This is a genomic window from Neisseria sp. P0019.S002, from assembly GCF_051957155.1.
GTDB classification, from domain to species: Bacteria; Pseudomonadota; Gammaproteobacteria; order Burkholderiales; family Neisseriaceae; genus Neisseria; species Neisseria perflava.
On the sequence record NZ_JBQCWS010000001.1, the window covers coordinates 612,208 to 634,724 of the forward strand.

General features: G+C 46.9%; 17 protein-coding genes and 1 pseudogene. 4 read left to right on the top strand and 14 right to left on the bottom strand.

What is annotated here, in order from left to right; genetic code table 11:
• Window positions 1–128 precede the first annotated feature (128 nt).
• Both ACTHTY_RS03065 and yhbY read right to left on the bottom strand, forming a co-directional pair.
• On the bottom strand, window positions 129–1,556 hold the full coding sequence (locus tag ACTHTY_RS03065; protein WP_150537382.1) for a tetratricopeptide repeat protein: 1,428 nt from the start codon (window positions 1,554–1,556) through the stop codon (window positions 129–131).
• Window positions 1,557–1,780: 224 nt separating this feature from the next.
• The gene (gene yhbY, locus ACTHTY_RS03070) at window positions 1,781–2,068 is read right to left on the bottom strand and encodes a ribosome assembly RNA-binding protein YhbY (protein WP_150537381.1); all 288 of its coding nucleotides are present in this window, start codon (window positions 2,066–2,068) and stop codon (window positions 1,781–1,783) included.
• Window positions 2,069–2,179: 111 nt separating this feature from the next.
• Between yhbY and rlmE the strand changes: the two genes are divergently transcribed.
• Together rlmE and ftsH are read left to right on the top strand one after the other, a co-directional pair.
• On the top strand, window positions 2,180–2,800 hold the full coding sequence (rlmE, locus tag ACTHTY_RS03075) for a 23S rRNA (uridine(2552)-2'-O)-methyltransferase RlmE (RefSeq protein WP_150537380.1): 621 nt from the start codon (window positions 2,180–2,182) through the stop codon (window positions 2,798–2,800).
• Window positions 2,801–2,870: 70 nt separating this feature from the next.
• On the top strand, window positions 2,871–4,832 hold the full coding sequence (gene ftsH / locus ACTHTY_RS03080) for an ATP-dependent zinc metalloprotease FtsH (protein WP_440366432.1): 1,962 nt from the start codon (window positions 2,871–2,873) through the stop codon (window positions 4,830–4,832).
• Between the two features lie 102 nt (window positions 4,833–4,934).
• Here ftsH and tpx read toward each other — a convergent pair whose 3' ends face one another.
• The 3 genes from tpx to trpS form a co-directional block, all read right to left on the bottom strand.
• Complete coding sequence (gene tpx, locus ACTHTY_RS03085; RefSeq protein ID WP_296185892.1) at window positions 4,935–5,429, bottom strand: thiol peroxidase; 495 nt, start codon at window positions 5,427–5,429, stop codon at window positions 4,935–4,937.
• A 42-nt stretch (window positions 5,430–5,471) separates the two neighbouring features.
• Window positions 5,472–6,011, bottom strand: coding sequence for a hypothetical protein (locus ACTHTY_RS03090; RefSeq protein WP_150537377.1), 540 nt, complete (start codon window positions 6,009–6,011; stop codon window positions 5,472–5,474).
• Window positions 6,012–6,095: 84 nt separating this feature from the next.
• Entirely contained in the window at window positions 6,096–7,106 is a 1,011-nt protein-coding gene (trpS, locus tag ACTHTY_RS03095; protein WP_004520609.1) for a tryptophan--tRNA ligase, read from the bottom strand.
• A 258-nt stretch (window positions 7,107–7,364) separates the two neighbouring features.
• Between trpS and clpB the strand changes: the two genes are divergently transcribed.
• Window positions 7,365–9,938 carry an ATP-dependent chaperone ClpB gene (clpB, locus tag ACTHTY_RS03100; protein ID WP_440366433.1) on the top strand — a complete coding sequence of 858 codons (2,574 nt, stop codon included), beginning with the start codon at window positions 7,365–7,367 and terminating at the stop codon, window positions 9,936–9,938.
• Window positions 9,939–10,165: 227 nt separating this feature from the next.
• On the top strand, window positions 10,166–12,154 hold the full coding sequence (locus ACTHTY_RS03105; protein WP_440366434.1) for a site-specific recombinase: 1,989 nt from the start codon (window positions 10,166–10,168) through the stop codon (window positions 12,152–12,154).
• 65 nt (window positions 12,155–12,219) lie between these two features.
• On the opposite strand, the gene clpP is transcribed toward ACTHTY_RS03105, so the two are convergent.
• The 9 genes and pseudogenes from clpP to ACTHTY_RS03150 form a co-directional block, all read right to left on the bottom strand.
• Window positions 12,220–12,840 (bottom strand): ATP-dependent Clp endopeptidase proteolytic subunit ClpP, encoded by a 621-nt coding sequence (gene clpP / locus ACTHTY_RS03110; RefSeq protein WP_003683589.1) that lies wholly within the window; start codon window positions 12,838–12,840, stop codon window positions 12,220–12,222.
• 90 nt (window positions 12,841–12,930) lie between these two features.
• The gene (gene tig, locus ACTHTY_RS03115; protein ID WP_440366435.1) at window positions 12,931–14,241 is read right to left on the bottom strand and encodes a trigger factor; all 1,311 of its coding nucleotides are present in this window, start codon (window positions 14,239–14,241) and stop codon (window positions 12,931–12,933) included.
• Window positions 14,242–14,433: 192 nt separating this feature from the next.
• Window positions 14,434–16,773: pseudogene (locus ACTHTY_RS03120) on the bottom strand (DNA translocase FtsK); the annotation flags it as partial.
• 293 nt (window positions 16,774–17,066) lie between these two features.
• Entirely contained in the window at window positions 17,067–17,615 is a 549-nt protein-coding gene (locus ACTHTY_RS03125; protein WP_440366436.1) for a hypothetical protein, read from the bottom strand.
• A gap of 36 nt (window positions 17,616–17,651) precedes the next feature.
• The gene (locus ACTHTY_RS03130) at window positions 17,652–18,005 is read right to left on the bottom strand and encodes a nucleolar protein (RefSeq protein ID WP_440366437.1); all 354 of its coding nucleotides are present in this window, start codon (window positions 18,003–18,005) and stop codon (window positions 17,652–17,654) included.
• Window positions 18,006–18,052: 47 nt separating this feature from the next.
• A complete protein-coding gene (locus ACTHTY_RS03135; RefSeq protein WP_440366438.1) occupies window positions 18,053–19,972 on the bottom strand; it encodes an ATP-binding cassette domain-containing protein in 1,920 nt (639 codons plus the stop codon).
• A gap of 171 nt (window positions 19,973–20,143) precedes the next feature.
• A complete protein-coding gene (locus ACTHTY_RS03140) occupies window positions 20,144–20,911 on the bottom strand; it encodes an amino acid ABC transporter ATP-binding protein (RefSeq protein ID WP_440366439.1) in 768 nt (255 codons plus the stop codon).
• 9 nt (window positions 20,912–20,920) lie between these two features.
• Window positions 20,921–21,637, bottom strand: coding sequence for an amino acid ABC transporter permease (locus tag ACTHTY_RS03145; protein WP_083307460.1), 717 nt, complete (start codon window positions 21,635–21,637; stop codon window positions 20,921–20,923).
• Window positions 21,627–22,451, bottom strand: coding sequence for an amino acid ABC transporter substrate-binding protein (locus tag ACTHTY_RS03150; RefSeq protein WP_070625304.1), 825 nt, complete (start codon window positions 22,449–22,451; stop codon window positions 21,627–21,629). The genes ACTHTY_RS03145 and ACTHTY_RS03150 overlap by 11 nt, the downstream gene beginning before the upstream one ends.
• Between the last annotated feature and the right edge of the window lie 66 nt (window positions 22,452–22,517).

Sequence of the window (22,517 nt, forward strand, 5' to 3'; positions counted from 1 at the left end):
AGGTTAAGAAAGAGTGAAATTTTAAGAGGACGATGATTGAGGAAGGGAAAATTAAAAAATGACATGCACAGGCTAGTTAAATAGCTGGGCATGTCATTTGTTAGTAGTCTGAGAATTTCAGACGGCCTTTAAACTGCAGAGGATTTTTGAGCAAATTGCTTCCATTGAGCTAAAAGCTCTTTGAGAACATCTTGCTGCTCATGTCCATGTTGGATGGCTTCTTGCAGCCAAAAACATGCATTATTGATGTCTTTCTCTACACCCAGGCCGTGGTAATACAGACAGGCAAGATTATATTGAGCCATTGTATCCCTTTGTTTGGCTGCCGCCTCAAACCATTTCGCCGCTTGGGCATAATCGACAGGTACGCCTTGTCCGCTGTAATACATCATGCCAAGATTGGTTTGTGATTTACTGTGTCCTCGTTCTGCAGACTGAAGGTATAGCTCCAGTGCTTCAGCATAATTTTGTTGGCGTTTTAAGCCATAGTGCGCTGCAAATGCCAGCTTGTAAAGACGTTCAGCTTCCTGACGTTGAAGGGCGATTTCTTTCGTCAGCTCATAGTTTTGCTGGTTATTCAATGCGCTGTCAGACAGAAGTTTTTGGTAAGCGACAAGATTACCTAAATCAGCCGAGCGTTGATAATATTGACGCGCGGTGTCTGTATCAACTGCTCGTCCCAATCCGTAGCGATGGATATCGCCTAAAAGACGCAATCCTTCCGGGTCATTTTGATCTGCAGCCAATTTAGCATGCTGATAGGCCTTTTGAGGGTCTCGTTCGGTGTTTTTACCCAGAAGATAGATTTCGGCAAGTGCTACATGCGCATTGCTGTCACCTTGTTCGGCAGCTTTTTCAAACCATTCCAATGCTTCAGCAGGATTTGATACGGCTAAGAGTTCTGCAAGAGAAGTTTGCGCTGGAACAATGTCGTAATCGGCGGCAATACGCAAATGTTCGATTGCTTTTTCAGGGTTTTGTGCAACACCTTGCCCCAATTTGTATTGAAGGCCGAGTTGCCAGTGTGCCGCAATAAATCCCTGTGCAGCGGATTGCTGATAAAGTTTATGGGAATATTCCAAATCAGGAGAGCTGGAATATTGGTAATGCTGGGCTAAGAAGTATTGTGCCTGAGGATTTTGTTGTTCGGCAGCTTTCAGTGCCCATTTGACTGCTTCTTGGTCATTGCCATTGTCTGCATATAAACGCATCAGGCGCAGTTGGGCAGGAGCCAATCCTTCTTCAGCAAGCTCTTGATAGGCTGCGATGAGCTTTTCTACTTCTATTCCATTATTTTCTTGTAATTGGAGAAGATTATAGCGGGCGTATGGATGACCAGCTCTTGCAGCTTGCTTTAAATATTCAACTGCAATTGCTAAATCTTGTGCATTTTCGTGGTGTTCGATCAGGCATCCTGCCAGCTGAAATGCAGCCTCAACATGCCCGGCTTCTGCTGCTTCGCAGAGCAATGGGATGGCTCGTGCAAAGTCAGGTGGGTCTTGAGTGATTAATTTTTCTGCTAGCAGAAAAGATTCTTCATATTGTTGAGCATTCATCGGTTTGCTTTTATATTTTGTGAAGGATTAAGAATAAAATAATCGGCCGACAGGGTGCGGCCGTTATGATTTTGTAATTTTGAGGTTATTTACAAAAACAGGCAACCGTATTTGTATTTTTATACTTAGAATAATGGAATAATTTGTTTTATGCTGCATAAATACAACAGAGGCATGTGATAAAGTGGGTTGAGAAAATACTTCTGCTGTTTATTCACTTTAAATTATTTATCGTCCGATTTTTTACGCCACAAAACAAGTAATTTGCCAATATGTTGCACCAGTTGAGCACCCAGTGTTTCACACAGGGCATCACAAATTTCAATACGTTCAGCACGATCATCGCCAAAAACACGGACTTTAATCAATTCGTGCGCTGTCAATGCGGCATCGGCTTCTTTGATGACTGAGTCGGTCAAGCCTTGTTGGCCAACCATAACGACAGGGTGGAGGTGGTGTGCTTGGGCTTTCAAGGCCAAAATTTCTTTGGTGCTTAATTTGTTGTCGCTCATATTAATAAGTATCCAATTCAAAAGAATAATGGCTATATTGTACGCGATTTAGAACATTTACGGGGGAAATAACGTACAATGCTGATTTTAACTTAAGCATTTCAAATCAAGATGGCTGTACGCTCAAAATCTTCAAAAGCATGGCTGCATGAGCACGTCAACGATCATTATGTCCATATGGCACAAAAGGACGGATATCGTGCCAGAGCGGCTTATAAATTATTGGAAATCAATCAAAAAGATAAATTAATCAAACCAGGTACGGTTTTGGCGGATTTGGGTAGTGCGCCGGGTAGTTGGTCGCAGGTGGCGGCTAAGCTGGTCGGTAAAACAGGGGCAGTGTTTGCTTTGGATATTTTACCGATGGATGCGATTGAAGGCGTTTCGTTTATTCAGGGCGACTTTAGGGAAGATGCCGTTTTGGAGCAGTTTGAAGCCTTATTGGATAATCGTCCGTTAGACCTTGTAATCTGTGATATGGCACCCAATATGTCAGGCAATGCCGTAACAGACCAGGCACGCAGTTTTTACCTGTGTGAACTGGCTTTAGATTTTGCCTCGCAGCATTTGAAACCCGGAGGCAGTTTTTTGGTGAAGGTGTTTCAAGGCGCGGGCTATCAGGAATATACAGCGGCAATGCGCGAAATTTTTGCCAGTGTGCAAACTCGAAAGCCGGATGCTTCCCGCAATCGTTCCAGTGAGATTTACCTATTAGGCAAAAATAAACGCTGACAATGTAGGGTGGGTGCTTTAAAATTCTTTCCCTTGATTTTATTTATTTTGTAACCATGGAGCCTGTTCAGTGGGGAATACCATTAAAAACATATTAGTCTGGGTAGTGGGTGGTGCTATGCTTTTAGCAGCATTCAATGCACTCAGCGATAAGCAGGAAGATAAACAGCAAATCGAATATTCTCAGTTTATTCAGCAAGTTAATAGTGGCGAAGTATCCAATGTCAATATCGAAGGATCTGTTGTCAGCGGCTATCTGATTAAAGGTGAGCGCACCGATAAAACTGCCTTCTATACCAATGCGCCTTTGGATGACAACTTGGTTAAAACACTGTTGGACAACAAAGTACGCGTCAAAGTAACTCCGGAAGAAAAACCAAGCATGCTGGCCAGTCTGTTTTACAGCCTGCTGCCTGTTTTGTTGTTGATTGGTGCATGGTTCTACTTCATGCGCATGCAAAGCGGCGGTGGCGGTAAAGGCGGTGCCTTCTCTTTTGGTAAAAGCCGTGCGCGTTTGTTGGATAAAGATTCCAATAAAGTGACTTTTGCCGATGTTGCCGGTTGTGATGAGGCAAAAGAAGAAGTACAAGAAATTGTAGATTATTTAAAAGCCCCCAATCGTTATCAAAGCTTAGGCGGTCGTGTGCCGCGCGGTATTTTGTTGGCAGGCAGCCCCGGTACGGGTAAAACATTACTGGCCAAAGCGATTGCCGGTGAGGCAGGGGTGCCATTCTTCAGTATTTCAGGTTCTGACTTCGTAGAAATGTTTGTCGGTGTCGGTGCGAGCCGTGTCCGCGATATGTTCGAGCAAGCCAAGAAAAACGCGCCATGTATCATCTTTATCGATGAAATTGATGCGGTCGGCCGTCAGCGTGGTGCTGGTTTAGGCGGTGGCAATGATGAGCGTGAGCAAACATTAAACCAATTATTGGTTGAAATGGATGGTTTTGAAAGTAATCAAACCGTTATTGTGATTGCAGCAACCAACCGTCCTGATGTACTTGACCCTGCGTTGCAGCGTCCGGGTCGTTTTGACCGTCAAGTCGTTGTTCCATTGCCTGATATCCGTGGCCGTGAGCAAATCTTGAAAGTACACGCTAAAAAAGTACCTTTGGATGCATCCGTAGATTTGACTTCTTTAGCACGCGGTACACCAGGTTTTTCAGGTGCGGATTTGGCAAACTTGGTCAATGAAGCAGCTTTGTTTGCCGGCCGTCGTAATAAAGTTAAAGTCGATCAAAGCGACTTTGAAGATGCTAAAGACAAAATCTACATGGGTCCGGAGCGTCGCAGTATGGTAATGCACGAAGATGAAAAACGTGCGACAGCCTATCATGAGGCCGGTCATGCAATCGTAGCGGAAAGCCTGCCGTTTACCGATCCGGTTCACAAAGTAACGATTATGCCTCGTGGCCGTGCATTGGGTTTGACTTGGCAACTGCCTGAGCGTGACCGCATCAGTATGTACAAAGACCAAATGCTGAGCCAGCTCTCAATCTTGTTTGGTGGCCGTATTGCTGAAGATATTTTTATTGGCCGTATTTCTACCGGTGCATCTAACGACTTCGAGCGTGCAACTCAAATGGCACGCGAGATGGTAACGCGTTATGGTATGAGCGACAAAATGGGTGTGATGGTTTATGCTGAGAACGAAGGTGAAGTATTCTTGGGTCGTAGCGTAACCCGTTCTCAAAATATTTCCGAGAAAACCCAACAAGATATCGATGCAGAAATCCGCCGTATTTTAGATGAGCAATACCAAGTGGCTTACAAAATCTTGGATGAAAGTCGCGATAAGATGGAAACCATGTGCAAGGCACTGATGGATTGGGAAACCATCGATCGAGACCAAGTTTTGGAAATTATGGCTGGTAAACAGCCTAGTCCGCCTAAGGATTACAGCCACAATGTCCGTGATGACAAAATAGAAGAGCCTGAAGCGCCTATTGCTGAAGCTGCTGAACCTGTTGAGCAAAATGAGGTTCAGAATACTGAGTCAGTAGAAGCAGACAAAACAGATAAATCTGTATAAGGTTTGAAACAGAAAACGGTAGCTTTAAGCTACCGTTTTTATTTTGAAGATAAGCTAAAGGCCGTCTGAAAAGCTTCAGACGGCCTGATTTTATTTGGTTAATTACAAAACAGTCAAAGCAGCTTCGTAGTCAGGCTCGTTCGCAATTTCAGATACCAGCTCAGCGTGGAGAACTTGGTTTTGCTCATTCAAAACCACCACTGCACGGGCAGTCAGGCCGCGTAATGGGCTTTCTGTCAGTGTTACTCCGTAATCGTTAGAAAAGCTGCTGCGGAATGTAGAAAGTGTCACTACATTTTCTAAACCTTCTGCGCCGCAGAAACGGGCTTGTGCAAACGGTAAATCGGCAGAAATGCACAAGACGACGGTATTGTCCAAAGATGAGGCACGTTTGTTGAAAGTGCGGACGGATTGGGCGCATACGCCGGTGTCAATGCTGGGGAAAATATTCAGTACTTTGCGTTTGCCTACAAAGTCAGCCAATGATTTCTCAGATAGGTCTGCCGCTACCAATGTGAAATCAGGTGCAACTTGGCCGGTAGCGGGCAAATTGCCGTTTGTAGAAATAGGAGAGCCTTGGAAAGTAACTTGAGCCATGATTCAGTCCTTGTGTCTGGGGAAAATAGGATAGTCTGGGTTTTAGTAATGACGGCGGCGGAAATAGAACATGCCTTCGCTGTCAATTTCTAAAATATAGCGGCCATTTTGTACGGCGGCATAGCCGCTTTTGCCTTCGGTATAAGGCTGCAAAGCAGCGTGTGAAATCAGGTAGTCGGTCAATTTGCTGCCGTCTTGGGCAATATTGTCCACCATTTTTGCAAAGACAGTGTGGCAGACACCGTTGGCTGACCAGCCGGCTGAAACGCCTTTTTCATTTTTTTCCATGCATTGGCCGCTGATGACTTCTAAGTCGGTAGGGTGCTTGCCAATCAGATTGATGATGCCGCCCTCTATGCCGTTAATCGGATAGGTGCGTTGTTTTTTACCTTCTTTCGTTTCGCCTTCTTGAGCTGTACCCAAATCCAAACCGGCTATGGCTTGTTCATCGATGTATTTGACTTTAAAGGTAGGTTTAGGCGCTTTGCCTGAAGCAGCATCATTGGCGGCAGTATCTTCAGATTTACCGCCGCAAGCAGCCAATGAAAGGCTGAGCAAGATAAGGGGGAAGGTTTTTTTCATATGAGAAACCCTAGAAAAACGATTATATTTCAAATAATAAACGATATTATGGCCATCTGAAATATTCAGACGGCCTTACCATTATTATTTCAACGGACGAATACCTACCGCATCGCGTACTTTATCCAATAATTCGCGTGCTTCTTTACGCGCTTTTTGTGCGCCGGCCTGCAAAATGTCTTCAATTTGAGAGGGTTTGGCTGTCAATTCATTGTAACGCTCGCGCGGTTCTGCGAGCTCGGCATTGATCTTTGCACCCAAGAGTTTCTTGGCTTCACCCCAAGCAAGGCCTTCGGCCAGCATTTGCGTGAACTCGGCAGTTTCAGACGGCGTGGAGAAGGCTTTGTAGATTTCAAACAGAGGACTTTCATCAGGCTGTTTCGGTTCGCCGGGCTCTTTCATATTGGTGATGATTTTGTTAACCGATTTTTGGGTCTTCTTGTCGTTTTCCCAAAGCGGAATGGTGTTGCCGTAGGATTTGGACATTTTGCGTCCGTCCAAGCCGACCAAGAGTTCGACATTTTCGTCGATTTTCACTTCTGGCAGGGTGAAGAGTTCTTGGAAGCGGTGATTGAAGCGGCCGGCAATATCGCGTGCCATTTCAACGTGTTGGATTTGGTCGCGACCGACTGGAACTTCATGGGCATTGAACATAAGGATGTCGGCAGTCATGAGGATAGGGTAGCTGTACAAGCCCATTTCCACGCCGTGATCCGGATCTTCCTGACCGTTTTCGGTATTTGCCTGTACTGCGGCTTTATAAGCGTGGGCGCGGTTCATCAGGCCTTTTGCGGTGATACAGGTTAGAATCCAGTTCAACTCCATCACTTCGGGAATGTCGCTTTGACGGTAGAAAGTAGTCTGTTCCGGATTGAGTCCGCAGGCGAGCCATGTAGCGGCAACAGCTTGAGTAGATTGATGAATCATTTCCGGCTCATGACATTTGATGATGCCGTGATAGTCGGCCAAAAAGAGGAATGATTCGGTATTGGAATCTTGCGCTGCGCGGATAGCCGGGCGGATGGCACCGACATAGTTGCCCAAGTGTGGAATACCTGTTGTGGTAACGCCTGTTAAAACTCGTTTTTTGCTCATGAAAGTATCCTTCGGCACAAAGGCCGTCTGAAAATAAATATGGTGCCGATTATACCTGATTATTCTTGATTTTTCAGACAGCCTTTTGAGCAAAGGGTAACTGGACAACAAAAGTTATACACATAAAATTATAAAAATAAAAATATATAAAACAATAATATAGTAAAAATTTTTGATTAATTGAGGAAATAGCTATTGAGTTATCCACATTTGCGCTTATATAGGCTCTAACAGAATATATTTGAAGAGGAACGTAAAATGAGATTTGATAAATTGACTGCTAAATTCCAGCAAGCTCTGCAAGAAGGTCAAAGTTTGGCTTTGGCTGCGGACAGCAGCTACCTTGAAGCCGGATTTATCTTAAAAGCGTTGCTTGACGATCAAAACAGTGGTGCTGCTGCGTTACTGGCTCATGCAGGTGTGAATGTACCTCAAGTAAAACAACGTTTGCAGCAACATTTGAGCAGCTTGCCAAAAGTATCCGGACAAGGTGGCGATATTATGCCTAGCCGTGAGCTGCAAGCTGTATTGAACTTGATGGACAAGGCTGCAACCAAACGTGGCGATGCCTATATCGCCAGCGAACTTTTCCTGCTGGCTTTGGTCCAGCAGAATGATGCGACCGGCAAAATCTTGAAAGAAGCCGGTGCGACCGAACAAAATATCAATGCCGCGATCGATGCGGTACGAGGAGGACAAAACGTGAACGATGCCAATGCCGAAGATCAACGCGATGCTTTGAAAAAATACACACTTGACCTGACTCAACGCGCCCGTGACGGCAAGCTCGACCCTGTTATCGGTCGTGATGATGAAATCCGTCGTGCGATTCAAGTATTGCAACGCCGTACCAAAAACAACCCTGTACTGATTGGTGAGCCGGGTGTGGGTAAAACCGCTATTGTCGAAGGCTTGGCGCAACGTATTGTTAACGGCGAAGTACCTGAATCCCTGCGTAACAAACGCCTTTTGGTTTTGGACTTGGCGGCTTTGATTGCCGGTGCAAAATACCGCGGCGAATTTGAAGAACGCTTGAAAGGCGTGTTGAACGACTTGGCTAAAGACGATGGCAACACTCTGATTTTCATTGATGAAATTCATACTTTGGTTGGTGCAGGTAAAACCGACGGCGCGATGGACGCCGGCAATATGTTGAAACCGGCTTTGGCGCGCGGCGAATTGCACTGTATCGGTGCGACTACTTTGGATGAATACCGTCAATACATCGAGAAAGATGCGGCACTCGAACGCCGCTTCCAAAAAGTATTGGTTGGCGAGCCAAGTGTGGAAGATACCATCGCTATTTTGCGCGGTTTGCAAGAGCGTTATGAAATCCACCACGGTATCGATATTACCGACCCTGCTATCGTTGCCGCAGCGGAGTTGAGCGACCGTTATATTACCGACCGCTTCCTGCCTGATAAAGCGATTGATTTGATCGACGAAGCTGCCAGCCGTATCAAAATGGAGCTGGACAGCAAACCCGAGCAGATGGATAAACTCGACCGTCGCATTATCCAGCTCAAAATGGAAAAAATGCACGTTGCCAAAGAAAGCGATGACGCCAGCAAAAAACGTTTGGAACTGATAGACGAGGAAATCGACGGCCTTCAAAAAGAATACGCCGATTTGGACGAAATCTGGAAAGCCGAAAAAGCGGCATCATCCAGCACTGCCGACATCAAGAAACAGATGGACGACATCAAAGTCAAAATCGAACAGGCCAAACGCCAAGGCGATTTTGCCCGTGCATCGGAGCTTGAATACGGTGAGTTGCCTAAATTGAGCGCACAGTTGCAAGCGGCAGAAAGCAATCCTGACGGCAAAAAACAAAACAAACTTTTCCGTACCGAAGTCGGCGCGGATGAAGTAGCCGAAATCGTTTCCCGCATGACCGGCATTCCTGTGTCAAAAATGATGGAAGGTGAACGCGATAAGTTGCTGAAGATGGAAGAAGTATTGCACCGCCGCGTGGTTGGTCAAGACGAAGCCGTGCGTGCTGTGTCTGACGCTATCCGCCGTAGCCGTTCCGGTTTGGCTGATCCGAATAAACCTTATGGCAGCTTCTTGTTCTTAGGCCCGACCGGTGTGGGTAAGACCGAATTGTGTAAGGCATTGGCAGGCTTCCTGTTTGACAGCGAAGATCATCTGATTCGTATCGATATGTCTGAATACATGGAAAAACATGCTGTTGCCCGCTTAATCGGTGCGCCTCCGGGCTATGTCGGCTACGAAGAAGGCGGCTACCTGACCGAACAAGTCCGCCGCAAACCATACAGCGTGATTCTTTTGGACGAAGTGGAAAAAGCCCATCCAGACGTGTTCAATATCTTGCTGCAAGTTTTGGATGACGGCCGTTTGACCGATGGACAAGGCCGAACTGTGGACTTTAAAAATACTGTTATCGTCATGACTTCCAATATCGGTAGCCAACATATCCAACAAATGGGTACTCAAGACTACGAAGCAGTAAAAGAAGTCGTGATGGAGGATGTGAAAGAACATTTCCGTCCTGAAATGATCAACCGTATTGACGAAGTCGTCGTGTTCCACGGTTTGGATCAGGCCAATATCCGCAGCATTGCGAAAATCCAGCTTAAAGGTTTGGAAAAACGTTTGGAAGCGCAACATCTGCATCTGAAAGTCGATGATGCTGCCTTGGATCTGATTGCCAAAGCCGGTTTCGACCCTGTGTATGGTGCCCGTCCGCTCAAACGCGCCATCCAGTCGGAAATCGAAAACCCGCTGGCAAAAGCCTTGCTTGAAGGCAAATATGCGCCCGATAGCACAATCCATGTTAAAGAAGAGGGTGGCAAGCTCTTGTTTGCATAGGATTAAATTAATGTAGTATTTTGTTGTAACAGGCCGTCTGAAAGAATTCAGACGGCCTTTCTTGATTATTGATTCATATTATATAATTTTTATGTGATTTGATTATTCTTTGAATTTTAGGGAAATTGATCAAAATCTTATGCCTTAGTTTGATAAAGAATGCGCTATAATCCGACTTGTTTACCAAGGTTCTTGCTAAATACCTAATTTAATGTAATAATACTACAATGCAAAAACTGACTAATCAAAATCTTCACATTATTTTGTCGGAACGCTTAAACGATACCGACTTTGTTCTTATCCTCAACGCCTTAATCAAATTTTTGCGCCGAGGAGGCAAAAAGAAGGCTTCCGAACGTTTTGATTTGATTTTATCTACTTTAAAACAAGACGATGCTTTATGCCGTCAATTCAGCCTGCGCTTCTATGCATGGTTGTCCAAAGTTCACATCTATCCTGCGCTGATTAAGCTGGGTATTTTCTCGCGCCATAGTTTTACTCGGGAGATGGGCATACGGATTTACGAACGTTTTAGCCCGTCTTATAAAGATTTTTCCAATCTGCGCGAAGTATTTTTATATCTTTTTCATTCAAAAAACGATGATAAATGGTTGCAAACCCTGAGTTTGCGCCAATGGTTGAGCATGTATGAATTGTTGCAGGGTAAAGCAGATCCTGCTTTGCTTCAGACGGCCGACCGACAGTTGGCAGATGCCCGTTTGCGTGCAGTGGAAATGCTGTCTATTTGGATTGCTTCCGAAGCGATTGAGCCGGATTTAATACGAATTGCCCCCCGTTTGTTGGAGGCAGATTCGGCATTTGTTGCTTTACAGCGCGAAATTGCAAAATTGGTTGAACACTATCGCCATAGCGAAGAAACTTACGATACGGCGCACTTGGAGGTCATGTTTGACCAGTGCGACAAGCAAATTGAGTATCTGCGTCGTCGTGGTACAGGAGCAGGGTCTGGTTCGTCAGTGAAAGTGGCGCACTTGTTGGAGCGTTTGCAACAAACTATCAGCCGTCTGAAACTATTGACCAATATTCAAATTGAAACCGGCAGCCGTACCCGCTTAACCATCAATCTGATGAATGCGATGATTTACGCGGCGGTAGAGCAATACAGTACCAGCCACTTGCGTAAAAGCAGTATCCGAATGCTGGCGCGCAGTATTACGGAAAACAAAAGCCATCATGGTGAGCATTACATTACGCGCAACCGTAGCGAATATTTCAAAATGTTTTATTCCGCAGCAGGAGGCGGCGTAATTATTGCTTTGATGGCACTGAATAAAATCCATATTGCGTCTTTGGGATTCGGCGAGTTTACTACTTCATTCCTTGCCGGACTTAACTACGGCTTAGGTTTTATGCTGATTCATATGCTGCACTGTACCGTTGCGACTAAGCAGCCTGCTATGACGGCGGCGAGTTTTGCCGAGCAGGTGGACTCAAATGAAGGCAGCAAAGCGGTGGACAATAAATTGGCAAAATTGCTGATTGACGTGTGCCGATCGCAAAGTGTTGCTGTATTTGGCAATGTATCGATTGCTGTATTGTTGGCGGCGGGGATTGCTTGGGGTTATGCCTACACGCATGGCCAGCCTTTATTGAATGAGGCGGTTACAGCCTACCAGCTTAAATCTATTGAGATTTTTACCCAACCTACCTTATGGTATGCCGCTATTGCCGGTGTATGGTTGTTTTGTTCGGGGATTATTGCGGGTTTTTTCGACAACCGTTCTGATTATCTGAACCTGCGTCAGCGCCTGCCTTTTAATCCGTTTTTACGAAAAATCATGCGTCCGCAGCCGCGCCGCCATTTGGCCGCTTATATTCATAAGCATTACGGCTCGCTTATGGGTAATTTTATTTTCGGTATGCTTTTGGGTATGACCGGCTATTTTGGTCATCTTTTCGGCTTGCCGCTGGATATTCGCCATGTGGCGTTCTCTTCGGCAAATTTGGGTTATGCCGCGATTAGCGGTCATGCAGATATATTCACTTTTATGCTTGGCTTGGCAAGTGTATTGGCAATCGGCATGGTGAATCTGGTGGTCAGCTTTTCTTTAGCTTTGGCTGTTGCGCTTCGTTCTCGCGGTACGCGTTTGGGCAGTATGCGTAATCTGCTGAAGAGCTTCTGGAGTCAAGTGAAAGCCAATCCTTTGATTTTGCTGTATCCAGTTCAAGTGAATAACAAAGATAACACGAAGTAAGATTGAAGAAAGGCCGTCTGAATATATACTTTTCAGACGGCCTTTTAATTTAAAACCAATAAAGGTTAGGCTTGCAGAGAGGCGCGGTTTTCCAGAACTTGGTCAATCAAACCGTATTCTTTAGCTTCATCGGCAGACATATAATTGTCGCGGTCGGTATCACGTTCCAAGTCGGCCAAATCGCGATCACAATGTTTGGCAAGTAAACGGTTCAGTTTCTCTTTGATTTTCAGCAGCTCTTTAGCGTGAATTTCAATATCGGAAGCCTGACCGGCCAAGCCGCCGCTGATGAGCGGTTGGTGAATCATGATGCGGCTGTTTGGCAGGGCAAAGCGTTTGCCTTTTTCGCCTGCGGACAACAGGAATGCGCCCATGCTTGCTGCTTGACCCAAGCATAAAGTAGAAACATGCGGCTTGATGAAGTTCATGGTGTCGTAAATCGACATACCGGCAGTAACCGAACCGCCCGGAGAGTTGATATAGAAGAAGATATCTTTATCAGGGTTTTCACTTTCCAAGAACAGCAATTGCGCAACAACCAAGTTGGCAGATTCGTCTGTCACCGGGCCGATCAAGAAAACGATGCGCTCCTTCAAAAGGCGTGAGTAGATGTCGAATGCGCGCTCGCCACGACCGCTTTGTTCGATAACGGTAGGGACAAGGTAATTATTGAAATCGAAGGACATTTTTGTCTCCTGTTAATGATGGAAAAGCACCAAAGCCATTTAAAGCGCTTCGGTGCTTTTGATTGTCTGTTTCAGACGGCCTTAGAGCAATTAAGCTTGTGCGCCCATTACTTCGTCAAAAGACAGCGCTTTTTCAGTTACTTTAGCTTTGCTCAGAACGAAATCAACAACGTTGCTTTCTACTGCCAAAGAAGTTGGGCCTTGCAGGCGGGAAGGCTCTGCGTAGTACCAGTCGATAACTTCTTGAGGATCTTCGTAGCTTTCTGCGAAGTTGGCAACAACAGCTTTGATTTGGTCTTCAGTTGGCTCAAGTTTGTTTTCTTCAACCAATTTAGCCAAAATCAGACCCAAAGAAACGCGGCGTTCTGCTTGTTCTTTGAACATATCCAAAGGCAGATCCAAGTTGGCAGCGTCAGCCATACCTTGGTTAACGAAATTTTGTTTCATTTCGTTTGCCAAGCGGGCGGCTTCTTCGTTGACCAAAGTAACAGGAACTTGCAAATCGGCTGCTTTGAGCAGGGCGTTCATTACAGATTCTTTGGTTTGTTCACCGATGCGGCGCTCAACTTCGCGGCCAACGTTTTTCTTCACTTCTTCACGCATTTTGGCAACGTCGCCGTCTTCAATGCCCAGAGCTTTAGCAAAGTCTGCATCAACTTCAGGCAAAGTAGCTTCAGAAACGTTGTTCAGAGTGATGGTGAATACGGCAGATTTACCGGCAACATCTTTACCGTGGTAGTCTTCAGGGAAGTTTACGGTAACATCTTTGCTTTCACCGGCTTTCATGCTGACAACACCGGCTTCGAATTCAGGCAGCATTTGACCTGCACCCAATACGAAAGCGTAGTTTTTAGACGCGCCGCCAGCGAAAGGTTCGCCGTCGATTTTGCCTTCAAAGTCGATGATGACGCGGTCGCCGTTTTGAGCTTCGCGGTCAACATGGTTGAAGCGGGTGCGTTGTTTACGCAGGATTTCTACAGTTTGGTCAACTTCGGCATCGCCAACAGTCGCAGTAACTTTTTCTACTTCTTGGGCAGATAGGTCGCCAATAGTTACTTCAGGGAAAACTTCAAAAATAGCGGCAACTTTGAAAGACTCTTGATCGTCTTGTTCTTCAACGCCTTCAAAGCGTGGGTAACCGGCAACTTTCAATTCTTGGGCAACGGCAACTTCGTAGAATTCGCGTTGTACCAATTCGTTGATAACGTCGTTTTGTGCGCTTGCGCCGTACATTTGGGCAATCATTTTGAACGGTGCTTTACCCGGACGGAAGCCGTCAACTTTTGCACGGCGTTGGGTTTGTTTCAGTTTTTTCTCAGTTTCTGCGTTGATTTTGGACCAAGGCAGAGACAATACTACTTTGCGTTCCAGATTTTCTAAAGTTTCAACAGTTACGCTCATCGTAAGCCCTTAAATTTGTTGTGTTTAAACGGTTATCCTTCTGCTCAGTATTCCGAAGAATTTCGGAAGCGTGCATAAGGTCAAAATTTAGCTGCTTAGTATAACACAATGTTTCACGAATAACATAAAAAGGCCGTCTGAAAAGTAGGAAATTCTTTTCAGACGGCCTTTGTGTTTCGATATTGTTGTTTTTTACAGCTGGTCTTTTTGCGCCAGAATCCGTCGGCTGCCGTTGATGTCTGCAGGAGAGAGAACACCGGCATTTTCAAGCGCATCTACTAAATTGGCGGCACGGTTGTAGCCGATGCGTAATTGGCGTTGCAGTGCGGAAATGGAAGTTTTCCGGCTTTCCAATACGAAGGCAACGGCTTGATCGAATAGCTCATCGCTGTTTGCATTCGGATTGACAAGATTGGCGGTTTCGATGGCTGCTTCGCCACTGAGCAGGCCTTCCACATAATTGGTCGGAGCCTGTTCTTTGACGAAATTGACGACTTGATGTACTTCATCATCGGAAACAAATGCACCTTGCAGGCGTATCGGTTCTGCGCTGCCCGGTTGTAGGAATAATGAGTCGCCGTATTTGAGCAATTCGTCTGCACCCATTTGGTCAAGAATAGTGCGGCTGTCGATTTTGCTTTGTACGGTAAAGGCCATACGTGTCGGAATGTTGGCTTTAATCAGGCCGGTAACCACATCAACGCTTGGGCGTTGGGTGGCGACAATCATGTGAATGCCTGCCGCACGCGCTTTTTGGGCAAGGCGTGCGATTTGCTGCTCAACGGATTTGCGTTCGGTCATCATCAAGTCTGCCAACTCGTCGATAACGACCACAATCAACGGCAGTTTTTCCAGAGGCTCAGGATCATCAGGATTTAAGCTGAACGGGTTGAGCAATGGTTTGCCTGCTGCTTTGGCTTGTTCGACTTTTTGGTTGAAACCGTCCAGATTGCGCACGCCGGCATGGGAAAGTAGGCGATAGCGTTTTTCCATTTCGGCAACACACCAGTTCAACGCTTGCCCAGCCTCGCGCATATCGGTCACAACCGGGCAGAGCAGGTGCGGAATGCCGTCGTAAATGCTCAATTCCAGCATTTTCGGGTCAATCATGATGAAACGGACTTCGTCGGGCGTGGCTTTGAAGAGCATGGACATAATCATGCCATTCACACCGACAGATTTACCCGAGCCGGTCATACCTGCGACCAAAAGATGCGGCATTTTTGCCAAGTCACCGACAACGGGCGTACCTGCAATATCTTTACCCAAAGCAACGGTCAGTTTGGACTTGGCATCGGTAAACACGGATGAAGAGAGGATTTCGCTCAACATGACGTCTTGGCGTTTCTCATTGGGCAATTCAATACCCATGGTGTTTTTACCGGCAATGGTTTCTACGATACGTACCGCTTGCAGAGACATCGAGCGCGCCAAATCTTTGGATAGCGCGACAATTTGGCTGCCTTTGACACCTTGTGCCGGTTCGATTTCGTAGCGGGTAATCACGGGACCGGAAGTGGCGGAAACAACTTGTACGCCGATGCCAAATTCAGCCAGCTTGGCTTCGATTAATTCTGCGGTCTGTTGCAATTCATCCGGATTGACGGCAACCGGTTCTTCAGACGGCATACGCAACAGGTTCATGTTGGGTTTGTGGTATTCGCTGTTGTTTTTAGGTTCAGTATCGTCAAACAGGGAAGTTTGGATTTTAGGCGGCGGCGCAACAGATACGGCAACGGTTTTACGGTTGCTGCTGCTGCCTGCCAACGGAGCAACCGGAGTAGCGGTAATAGTTTTGGCCTCTTTAACCATGCGGCGCGTATTTTGGGTTTCCAAAGCTTCGGAACGGACATCTTCTTTTTTATTTTGGAATTGAGACAGTTTTTTCATCAGGCTGCTAAACAGGCCGCCCACATGGCTGCCGGATTTGGCCATGACTTCCAACCATGACACCTGAGCCAACAGGGAAATGGACAACAGCAACATCACCAGCATAATCAACAGGCTGCCTGATTTGCCCAACAGCCAAGCCAAGCCTGAGCCGGCCAATAAGCCGACCAAGCCGCCGGCGCCGACGGGAAGGGATTCGCTTAATGCGTTGTCAAACAGGAAATGTTCGATAATCGGGCTGCACACCAGCAGGAGGAACAATGCCAAAGCGGCTACGCCGTGATTGTAGGGCTTGTGGTTTTCCTGCTTTTTCATGGGGCGGAAGTTTTTGTAGAGGAAAACGCAAGAGGCAGCTATCCACCACCAAAATGATAAGCCGAACAGATAATATCCGACATCAGAAAGATAGGAGCCAAAGAGGCCGCCGAGGTTGGCGACATCATGGCTTTTGGGAACGCTGCGCGACCATGCAGGGTCGTCCATGCTGAAGCTGGCCAGGGAAATGGCCAGATAAATGGTGATAACCAAGCCAAACAGCCATAAAGCATCATTAATCAAGTTGACGACATGCTCTGGACGTGCTTTTTTTTCTTCGTTTCTTTGCAGCTCTTTGGCGGCCTTGAGGCGTTGGGAGACTTTATTGTCGGCTTGAGTTTGTGCTTTGGTGGATTTGCGTGTGGTCGGTTTGGCTGCCGGTTTGGTTGAGACGCGTTTTTTTGTTTGGGTTTTAGAAGATTTTGCAGTCATGAGATAAAGGCCGTCTGAAAAGACCGGAGGTAATGTGCGTAAAGGGCAAATTATACCGTATTTACTAGGCACAAGAAATTGAAACGGGCGTAATCATTATGGGATTCAGGCCGTCTATTTGGCATGACGAAAATTTTGGATTTCGTTTCCACCTGTTCAGACGGCCTGATGTTTTGATTGATTTGGACTTACATTCTGCCCAGTTCGCGCTGGAGGGCTTGAATGTTTTTTTCCCTATCCAAAACCGCACCTTGCAATGTGCTGATGGCCTGTTGATTGACGCTGCCGCCTTTGGCTGTCCGTGCTTGGCTCAGTTGCTTTTTGGCATCGGCCAAAGCTGCGCGTTCATTGGATAACTCAGTTTCCAAAATAGAGCGGCGGCTGTTGACGCCGGAGGATTTGGGAACCGGAGGAGAAGCTGTTTCAGAAGCGGTGCGGACAGGGGCAGGTTTGGGCGTTGCTTTGTGGTTGGATTTTGCAGCCGTATTTTTGCTTTTTGCCGGAGCAGGCTGTGATGTCGGTGCGTTGAGTGTAGGTGCATCACTAACCGGGGCGTCGTAGCGGCTGCTGCTGTATTTGCCGACAATCGGCAAATCGTTGACGGCTTGGCAGTTGCCGCTTGGGCGTGAGGTATAGACAATCGAGCCGTTGACTTCACAGGTGTAGATTTTTGCGGCGTGGGCTTGGCTGTTCAAAACGGCAAGCAGCAGGGATAGGGTAAGCAGATATTTTTTCATGATTCAGGTAGTGCCGATTCGTTGCAGTTGAGCATTTTATTCTTGTTCAGACGGCATGGGCTGCTGTTTTTTAGCTTTTGTACCGTTTTTGTTTTTGCTCGGTTTGTCGGCTTTTTTCTCTTGTTTATCGGATTTTCCCGCGCGTGCCTTTTTCTTAGGTTTTGCACTTGCGCGTTCATCAGAGGCATTGAGGCTGCGGATGTTGAGATGGTAACCGCTGCCTTGATGGCCGCTGATTTTAGGCAATTCGGCCTGTGCGCAGGAGGAGTTGGGTTCGGAAGTATAGCTGCCGTTGCCGCAGGAATAAACTGCGGCGGCTGCGTGAAGAGAAATGCCCAAGACGAAAGAGGATACGAGGAAGTATCCGGCTTGTTTGATGGTTGAAGTCATGTTTTTCCGTATTGTGTTTTATTTCAGATGGCCTGATGGCTCTATTTTTATTGGGAAAACTCGGCTTCGACATCCACTTGGATTTGCTCAAGCTCTTCCTGCCATTGCAGCCAGTTTTCTTCCAGTTGCGTTAATTTTACTTTAGTTTCTGTTAATTGTGCGAGTATCTCTTGCAATTTGGGTTTATTTTCTTCTGAATAAGCAGATTCTTGTGCCAAAAATGCTTCACAGGCCGTCTGAATATCAGTCAATCGTGCGATTTCTTTTTCGGCTTTGTCAATTTTCTGCTGAATCGGTTTGCTGCGTTTGGCTTTTTCCTGACGGATTTGTGCTTCTATGCGCTTGGTGTCTTTGCGACTTTGGCTTTGTGCAGATGCGGCGGGGGTTGCTGCGGCGTTTTCTTGTGCCAACCGCCATTGACGGTAGTCGTTCAAATCTCCGTCGAAGTTGTTCAGACGGCCTTTGTTAATCAATAGGAAGCTGTCGGTAGTCGCTTCAAGCAGGCTGCGGTCGTGCGAAACGACAATCAATGCGCCTTGGAAACTTTGCAGGGCAAGTGTCAGGGCGTGGCGCATATCCAAGTCTAGGTGGTTGGTCGGTTCGTCAAGCAGCAGCAGATTAGGTTTTTGCCAAATAATCATGGCAAGGGCGAGCCGCGCTTTTTCCCCGCCGGAGAACGGCTCGGTCTTTTGAACCGCCATATCGCCGACGAAGTTGAAACCGCCTAAAAAGTTACGGATTTCCTGTTCGCGGACTTCGGGCGAAAGCTGCTGGATATGCCAAACCGGACTTTGATCGGCGCGCAATGTGTCTAGTTGGTGTTGGGCAAAATAGCCGATATTGAGCTTCTCGGAGCGTACGATGCTGCCGGAAAGTAAATCGATTTTTCCTGCCAATGCTTTGATAAATGTAGATTTACCGCTGCCGTTAACGCCCAATAGGCCGTAACGTGCGCCGCTTTCCAAAGACAAGGTGATATCGTGTAAAACGGTATTGTCGCCATAACCTAAGTCGGCATGGTCGAGTTTCAATAATGGATTAGGCAGATGGGTCGGATTGGCAAACTCAAAGGAAAACTCGCTATCCAAATGCGCAGGAGCGATGCGCTCAAGTTTGGCTAATGCCTTCATGCGGCTTTGGGCTTGTACGGCCTTTGTGGCTTTGGCTTTGAAACGGTCGATAAAGGATTGCAGATGTTTGATTTGCGCCTGCTGTTTGACGTAGGCGGCTTGTTGTTGCGCCAGACGTTGGGCGCGTTCGGCTTGATAGAAATCGTAATTGCCGCCGTATTGGGTCAGTTTTTGTTGCGACAGCTCGATGGTGTGCGTTGTGGTGGCATTCAAGAAGTCACGGTCATGGGAGATGATGATTTGCGTACAGGGCAGGGAAGCGAGATGGTTTTCCAGCCATAACACGGTTTCTAAATCCAAGTGGTTGGTCGGTTCGTCCAAAAGCAACAAATCGGCACGACAAATCAGCGCTTGGGCAAGGTTGAGGCGCATACGCCAGCCGCCGGAGAAGGATTTGACGGGGCGCGTATGTTCTTCTTGTGCAAAACCTAAGCCGTTAAGCAGTTTGGCGGCACGTGCCGGAGCAGTGTAGGCATCGATTTCTTCAAGTTTGGCGTGATATTCGGCTTGCTTCATGCCGTCGTTTTGCGCTTCTGCTTGAGCCAAGGCCGTCTGAAAAGCCTGCAATTCGGCATCGCCTTGTAAAACGTAGTCTAAAGCGGAAATATCTAAATCAGGTGTTTCTTGAGAGACGGAAGCAAGGCGCCATGTTTTGGGAATAAGGATTTCGCCGCCATCTTGAGTGATTTCACCTTTTATTAGCGCAAACAGGCTGGATTTGCCCGTACCGTTTTTACCGATTAAACCAACGCGTTGGCCAGGGTTGATTACGGCATCGGCTTTATCGAGCAGGACTTTCAAACCGCGTTGCAGGGTGAGTTTTTTGATTTCTATCATGATGGCAGGCAAGGGGGTAAGTAAAACGAAAGGCGTTATTTTACCTGAAAAGACATATAAAAGGCCGTCTGAACAAGTATGAAAACGAAATCAACGATTTCTATTTCACTTATTCAGACGGCCTTTATGAAATGACAGTAGGAAATGCTTTCAAATTGTCTGTCGTTTCAATTAAATTTGAAGATCGCCATTGTCCGCACGGATTTGGCGCAGGAATTTTTGTGTCCGCTCATGTTTGGGATGATTGAACAAATCTTGCGGGCTGCCTTGTTCGACAATAACGCCGCCGTCCATCACGACGACGGTGGTTGCCACTTCCAAGGCAAATTTGATTTCATGCGTAACGACAACCATGGTCCAGCCTTCTTGTGCCAATTCCTTCATGGTATCCAAAACATCTTGCACCAATTCAGGGTCAAGCGCGGAAGTCGGTTCGTCAAACAGCATCAATTCAGGCTGAATCGCCAATGCTCGGGCAATGCCGACGCGCTGCTGTTGACCACCGGAAAGCTGGTAGGGGTAGAGGTCAATCTTATCGCCCAAACCGACTTTTTTAAGCAATTTGACAGCATCTTCACGCGCTTTGGCGACAGGCTTGCCTTGTACGGCAACCGGCCCTTCCATGACGTTTTCCAACGCAGTTTTGTGCGGAAAGAGGTTGTATTGTTGGAATACCATGCCGGACTTGCGGCGCAGTGCCAAAATATCGTGTTTGCTTGGTTTTTTGGAAAAATCGATGCTTAACGGCTGCGCATTGTCAAACTCGATTTGACCTTGTTCTGGCATTTCCAAAGCGTTTAAACAGCGTAAAAACGTGGTTTTGCCTGAGCCGGAAGGGCCTAGGATAACGACCACTTGTCCTTTGCCAACATCCAAATCGATGCCGCGCAAAATGGTATTTTCGCCAAAGGTCTTATGGATATTGCGGATTTTAATCATGACAACTCCTTATTTGGCGACATAACGGTCAAAACGTTTTTCCAAACGCGCCTGAATCAAAAACAGCACTTTGCAGAAACACCAATAAATCAATGCGGCTTCGATATAAACGGGTAAAAAGTCATAAGTACGGTTTGCTGTCTCTTGGGCAACACGGAAAAGCTCCGTTACCGTTACCACTGCGGCAAGCGAGGTGTTTTTGAACAAGCCGATAAACTCGTTGCTCAAAGGCGGTACGGCAACGCGGAATGCTTGTGGTGCGACAATGCGGCGGAAAGTCTGCATATAGGTCATGCCGATGGAGAAACCGGCTTCCCATTGGCCTTTAGGTACGGACAAAATTGCCGCGCGTATGGTTTCGGAAGCGTATGCGCCGACATTGAGCGAAAAGCCGATGATGGCGGCAGGAATCGGATCGATATAGATGCCGACGGAAGGCAAACCATAGAATACGATGACCAACTGCACCAAAAGCGGTGTACCGCGAATGACGGAAATATAAAATTCCACCAGCTTCAGCAAGCATTTTTGGAAAATACCGCCGGAGGGCATGATTCTTACCAAAGCAACGGCTACGGCAATAATCATGCCGATAACGAAAGAAGCGATCGCTAAAGGCAAAGACACTGCGAAGCCGGCTTTAACCATAGGCCAAAACGCGCTAATGAGCATATCAGCGCGTGTTTCCGTCATAAACGGCAGAGAGGCAAGGAAATTATTTAACACTGATGTCTTTTCCGAAGAATTGTTCGCCCAGTTTTTTCAGCGTGCCGTCTGCTTTCAGCTCAGTTATGGCTGTGCTGAATTTGGCCAATGCCTCATCATTGCCTTTATTGACAATCAAGCCGGAGCCGACTTTTTCGTCAGCCGGGGCAGACCAAACGATTTGTACGCCGGCATTCGGATTTTTCTTCAGATAGTCCAATACCGCCAATTCGTCGTTCAGGGTTGCATCGGCACGTTTTTGTTCAATCAGGGTCAGGGATTGCGCCAAGCCGTCTACCGGTACGAGTTCTGCGCCTGCAGCTTTGGCTTTTTCACCATAGTTACTGGTCAGGGATTGTGCAGTTTTCACACCTTTGATGTCGTCAATGGATTTGATGTTGCTGTCTTTACGGGCAACCAATACGGCACCGCTCCAGCTATAAGGCTCGGATTTGTCAAAAGTCGCTTGACGCTCAGGGCTGGTCAGGCCGACTTGGTTGGCAACCACGTCAAAACGGCCGGCTTTCAAACCTGCCATCATAGAGTCCCATTGTGTTTCTTTAAATTCAACTTTGATGCCCAGTTTGTCGGCGACTGCGCGGGTTACTTCGACATCGTAGCCGGTCAATTTGCCGTCTTTGTCGTGGTAGGTGAAGGGTGCGTAAGTGCCTTCCGTACCGACTGTGATGGTACCTTTGTTGTTGATACGCTCAATCAGAGAACCGGAGGCCGCGCCGGATTGGGCTGGTGCAGAAGAAGCTGAGTTGCTGCCTTCACCGCCGCAAGCAACCAAAACTACTGCAGCGATGGTGCCGAGTACGAATTTTTTCAACATAGATTTTTACTCCTGATTTTTAGTGTGTCATCTGGTATTAAAGCATGCATTCTAAGCGAAACTACC